Origin of the sequence: Kitasatospora sp. MY 5-36 (assembly GCF_001182915.1) — a bacterium.
Lineage (GTDB): Bacteria > Actinomycetota > Actinomycetes > Streptomycetales > Streptomycetaceae > Kitasatospora.
Genome location: NZ_LFVW01000130.1, coordinates 1 through 4,803, shown reverse-complemented (window position 1 = coordinate 4,803; position 4,803 = coordinate 1). Strand labels below are relative to the sequence as shown.

At 72.6% G+C, this 4,803-nt stretch carries 4 protein-coding genes and 1 pseudogene; 1 reads left to right on the top strand and 4 read right to left on the bottom strand.

The annotated features are described in order from the left end of the window. The 3 genes and pseudogenes from AE652_RS46315 to AE652_RS10260 all read right to left on the bottom strand — a co-directional run. Positions 1–186, bottom strand: a pseudogene (locus tag AE652_RS46315) (hypothetical protein); the annotation flags it as partial. Between the two features lie 256 nt (positions 187–442). Beyond that, entirely contained in the window at positions 443–1,891 is a 1,449-nt protein-coding gene (locus AE652_RS10265) for a hypothetical protein (protein ID WP_049650933.1), read from the bottom strand. Continuing rightward, the gene (locus tag AE652_RS10260; RefSeq protein WP_234348328.1) at positions 1,888–2,565 is read right to left on the bottom strand and encodes an RNA polymerase sigma factor; all 678 of its coding nucleotides are present in this window, start codon (positions 2,563–2,565) and stop codon (positions 1,888–1,890) included. Before AE652_RS10260 ends, AE652_RS10265 begins: the two co-directional genes overlap by 4 nt. 234 nt (positions 2,566–2,799) lie before the next feature. On the opposite strand from AE652_RS10260, the gene AE652_RS10255 reads away from it, so the two are divergent. Next, complete coding sequence (locus AE652_RS10255) at positions 2,800–3,855, top strand: helix-turn-helix domain-containing protein (protein ID WP_082345628.1); 1,056 nt, start codon at positions 2,800–2,802, stop codon at positions 3,853–3,855. A 9-nt stretch (positions 3,856–3,864) separates the two neighbouring features. Here the strand turns inward: AE652_RS10255 and AE652_RS10250 are convergent, their stop codons facing one another. After that, positions 3,865–4,686 carry a MerR family transcriptional regulator gene (locus AE652_RS10250; protein WP_049650932.1) on the bottom strand — a complete coding sequence of 274 codons (822 nt, stop codon included), beginning with the start codon at positions 4,684–4,686 and terminating at the stop codon, positions 3,865–3,867. Positions 4,687–4,803: the final 117 nt, after the last annotated feature.

Below are 4,803 nucleotides of genomic sequence, written 5' to 3'. Positions count from 1 at the left end.
GGCGGGGACGGTCGGGACGGCGCCCGCACCGGGGGTGGCCGACGAGGTGACGGCCGGGGTGGAGGCGGGAGCGGAGGCGGCGACGGACGCCTCGCCGTTCGTCGGGCCGCAGGCCGCGATTCCCACGGCGGTGACGACGGCCAGCGGGACGATCTTCGCAATACGGGCGATAACGGACGCGTTCATGTGACAGTCCCCCCAAGGACATGGTGATGGTGGTGATCGAATGAGCGGGCGCCTACTGTCGCGCCCCGAGGAACCGGCCCGAGCCCCCCGGCTCCGCCGGCTCGCTCTCCCTGCCTCTCACCCTGATAGACGTCCATCCCGCCGGGGGGTTGCAGGCCGGTTCGAAGAATTTTTCCCGGCCCCTCCCCGGAACGCCGAAAGGCGCCGCGACCGGGGGAAACCCGGTCACGGCGCCTCAACTGCCAGCGTGGGACGGCTACTTCACGACCGCCACCGGGACGATCAGCTCCTTCACGGAGGTCAGCGGCGCGGAACCGTCGTACGGCAGCACCGCCTGGACGGACACCGGCATCGTGCCGGGCCCGTCCAGCTTGTCGAGGGCCATCCGGTACGTCACCGTCCTGGACTCTCCCGGCGCGAGCGAGAACTGGGCCTGCTGGCCCACCATGGCGTAGTCCATGCCGCCGCCGATCGCGAGCGGGATCTCCTTCCAGACGCCGCCGTCCTGGCGCTCCAGCTTGCCCTTGTTCATCGTGACCATCTCGCTCGGCGGCGTCCCGGCGTACTCCTTCGTGTAGACCAGCGGCTGGAGCTTGTCGTAGGTCTTCTGGCCGGTGTTCCGGTACGTCACCGTGAAGGTCACCGGGGTGCCGTTGGTGGACACCTTCTGCCCGGCGCCGAGGCCGCCGTCGACCGTGATCGCGATGTCCTTCGCGCCCTTGTCGGACGCGGTCAGGGACGGTGACTTGTGGCCGCTCACGTCCAGGCTGTTGACGATCGTCGTCAGGCCCGACTGGTAGTCGCTCTTGAGCCCGTTCGCCACCACGAAGACCTGGTCCAGGCCCATCCCCCACAGCTGGGCGGTGAAGGTGTCCCCGGGCTTGCAGGTGACGTTCCACTGGGTCTTGTCGATCGTCTTGCCGGCCACGGTGGACTTGGTCCGCACGGGTGCTCCGACCGAGGAGTAGCCGTTGTCCGGGAAGTAGGGCCGGCCCCAGATCGGGCAGTTCGGCTGGTGGCCCCAGCCGCTGTCGGCGACCAGGTCGTCCGTCGTCGGCCAGGCGCCGCCCTCGAGTTCGTCCGGGGAGTTGTAGGCCACGACCAGGACGCCGTACGGCTCGCACCTGGCCGGCGCCCAGCCCTGCTGCGGCTCCGTCGGCGCGCCCGGACTCAGGACGCAGACCCGGTCGGCCGAGACCGGTACGGCCTTCCAGCCCGCCGGCACCTTGAACTTGACGCCCCGCAGGCTGGACGAGCTCGCCGGGCCGCTCGCGGTGCCGGGGGCGGAGGTCGCGGTGGTCGGGACGCCGTCGGCGAGCGGGACCTCCGTCTCGGCCTCGCCGGTGGGCGTGCCCGGATCGGTGGGGGCGGCCGTCGGGCTGGGGTCGCCGGTCGGCTCGGGCGTCGGGCTCGGCGAGGTGGTCAGGGTGGCGGCCGGGGGCGGGACCTCGTCCTGGGCGACCGGCTCGCCGTGGAAGGTGAGCACGCCGAGCGCCATGGCGGCGGCCAGGCCGAGCGGCACGGTGACGGCGTACACCGGGCGCAGCCGGCGGATCCGGTTCTTCGGGGGAGCGGCCGGGCGCAGGCTGGCGGCCGTGACGAGGGAGGCCCGGGCCGTCATCGCCTCGCGGAGCAGCCGTTCCGTCGGTGTCTCGGCCGGCCCGTCGCCGTCGCCGCCGGTGCGGCGGGGGAGCTTGTCGGTCATCGAACCTTCTCCAGGTGCTTTTCCAAGGCGTCCAGAGCGCGGCTGGCGGTGGACTTCACGGCACCCCGGGACAGTCCCAGGGTCTCGGCTATCTGCGCCTCCGACAGGTCGGACCAGTAGCGCAGCACCAGCACCTCACGCTGGCGGGGAGTCAACTCCTGCAGGGCCACCAGCACCCGGCGGTGCTCGTCGTTGAGCACCGCGTGGTCCTCGGCGGACGGGGCGTCGGCCACGTGCGGCGGCACGTACTCGCGGGCGGTCTTGCGGCGGCGCAGCATCGAGCGGGCGCCGTTGACCACCGAGGTGCGCAGGTAGCCGAGCGCGTTGTCGAGGTCGTCCAGCTCCTCGCCGTAGCGCTGGTAGAGCTGGGTGAAGGCGTCCTGGACGACGTCCTCGGCCAGGTCCTGGTGGTCGACCAGCATGACCGCCATCCGGACCAGGCCGAGCCGGTGGGCGTGGTACAGGTCGGTCAGGGTGGGCCGGTCCTCGGCGGGCTTGCGACCGCCGCGCAGCAGCCGGAAGCCGGAACGGCGCTGCTTCGCCTCCTGCTCGGTGACGGCGCCGGCGAGCGGCTCGCCGGCCTCCTGCGCGCCGAACAGCGCGGTGACGACTCCACGGATGGAGAAGCCCCGCCCCCCTGCCTGCGCGGCGGTCGGCCCGATGGCCATGGACATGCGCGTTTCCGCTTTCCCCCGGGACGGTGACGGCGGCCGCCGTTCCGTCAGGTCACCTGATCAAGATCGTGATCGGGGGGATCATCCCAGCCGCCCTCTGCCGGGTTCCCTCCGCCCCCGTATCAAAGGACGTGTGACGGGGGTGAAGGTTGCAGGTGGGTTCGAAGAAAATTCCGAAGGGGTCGGGACGGCTACACTCACCGGCATTCCGCCACCCGTGAGCAGGGGGTTCGCATGGCCGAGCAGCACGCCGAGGACCGGACCGGTGCCGCCCCGCGGCCGGTGCCCGTCGCCATCGGCCGGCGCCCGGAGCCCGTGCACGACGTCGCGGTGTACGCCTTCCCGGGCATGGCGCCGTTCGAACTCGGCGTGGTGGTCGAGGTGTTCGGACTGGCGCGGCCCGAGCTGACCGGGCTGCTGGCGGCTCCCTGGTACGGGCTGAAGGTCTGCGCCGACCGGCCCGGGACACCGCTGGAGGCGGTGGGCGGCTTCGCGCTGACCGCCCGGCACGGGCTGGACGAGCTGGCCGCGGCCGACACGGTGGTGGTCCCCGGGGTGCCGAACCCGTTCGGCGGCGTCTCCCCCGACCTGGTCGAGGCGCTGCGCACCGCGCACGGGCGCGGCGCCCGGATCGTGTCGATCTGCTCGGGCGCCTTCGCACCGGCCGCCGCCGGACTGCTGGACGGCCGGGAGGCGACCACCCACTGGCGGTACGCCGAGCTGCTCCAGCAGCGGTACCCGGCGGTGCGGGTCAATCCGGACGTGCTGTACGTGGACAACGGCGACGTGCTGACCAGCGCGGGCAGCGCGGCCGGCATCGACCTCTGCCTGCACCTGGTCCGCCGGGACCACGGCGCCAAGGTGGCCAACGCGGTGGCCCGCCGCTTCGTGGTGGCGCCGCACCGGGACGGCGGGCAGGCCCAGTTCGTCGAGGCGGCGGTCCGCCCGGTCGAGGAGGAGGACGACGGGATCGCCCGCAGCATGCGGTGGGCGCTGGACCACCTGTCGTCCCCGCTGACCATCTCGCAGCTGGCCCGCGCCGCCCGGATGTCGGACCGCTCGTACCTGCGGCACTTCACCGCCCGCACCGGGACCAGCCCGATGCGCTGGGTCGTCACCCAGCGCATCGCGACCAGTCTGGCGCTGCTGGAGTCGCCGGAGGGGACGGTGGAGGAGATCGCCGCGGCGGTCGGCTTCGAGAGCGCCGCGACCTTCCGCCACCACTTCGGCCGGGTGATGCGCACCTCGCCGACCGCCTACCGGCGCTCCTTCGGGCGCGGAGTGGCCTGAGCGCGCGGTCTACTGCCCCTCGCGCTCCTCCGCGCGCTTCTCCGCGGCCTTCTCCTCGGCCTTCCCCTCGCGCCGGTCCGCGTTGGCGACGATGGCGTCGTGCAGCCACTGGGCCAGGCCCGGCGCGATCTTCTCGTAGGTGTCGGTCCAGCGCGGGTCCGAGACGTACAGGCAGGCCAGGCCCCGGTGGATGGTGTACGTGCAGTCGTAGAAGTTCTGGCGGATGTGCTGCCGGTGCTCCTCCGCGAGGCCGGTGGCCACCGTGCCGTCGGCGGGCTCGCCGGCGGTGACCGCCCCGGCCAGGCGCTCGTTGAGCGCGGTCATCTCGGCCTGGATGCGCTGCCAGTCGGCCTTGGAGTAGCCGCCGGTGCGGCGCTGCGACTCGGCCCAGGCCGCGGTGTCGCCCCAGCGCTGCTCGGCCTCCTGCTCCCAGTCCTCCTGGTAGCCCTCGCCGAAGATCTCGAACTTCTCCTCCGGGGTCAGCTGAATGCCCATTCTCCGTGCCTCCATGGCGTGTTCGACGGCTGAGGCGAGCTCCTGGAGGTGACCGATCCGGTCGGTGAGCAACCGGTGCTGCCGCCGGAGGTGCTCGGTCGGGCTGACCGAGTCGTCGTCCAGGATCGCCGCGATCTCGTCCAGGGGGAACCCGAGCTCCCGGTAGAAGAGGACCTGCTGCAGCCGGTCGAGGTCGGCGTCCACGTACCGGCGGTAGCCGGACCGGGTCCGGCCGGCCGGGGACAGCAGGCCGATCTCGTCGTAGTGGTGCAGGGTGCGGACGGTCACCTTGGCGATCTTCGCCACGGCGCCGACCGAGTAGCCCTCACTGGTCATCGGGGTTCCTCCCTGGTGCTGACCACCACCCTCGGCTCTCACGTCGCGTGAGGGTCAAGCCGTGGACGGGGACGGGCCCGTGCCGTCAGACCCCGGCGCCGGCCAGCGCCCGCTCGC

Bases quoted from the DNA above. Each gene is read 5' to 3' on its own strand.
- AE652_RS10255 (WP_082345628.1), top strand. From the start codon at position 2,800: ATGGCCGAGCAGCACGCCGAGGACCGGACCGGTGCCGCCCCGCGGCCG.
- AE652_RS10265 (WP_049650933.1), bottom strand. From the start codon at position 1,891: ATGACCGACAAGCTCCCCCGCCGCACCGGCGGCGACGGCGACGGGCCG.
- AE652_RS10250 (WP_049650932.1), bottom strand. From the start codon at position 4,686: ATGACCAGTGAGGGCTACTCGGTCGGCGCCGTGGCGAAGATCGCCAAG.
- AE652_RS10260 (WP_234348328.1), bottom strand. From the start codon at position 2,565: ATGTCCATGGCCATCGGGCCGACCGCCGCGCAGGCAGGGGGGCGGGGC.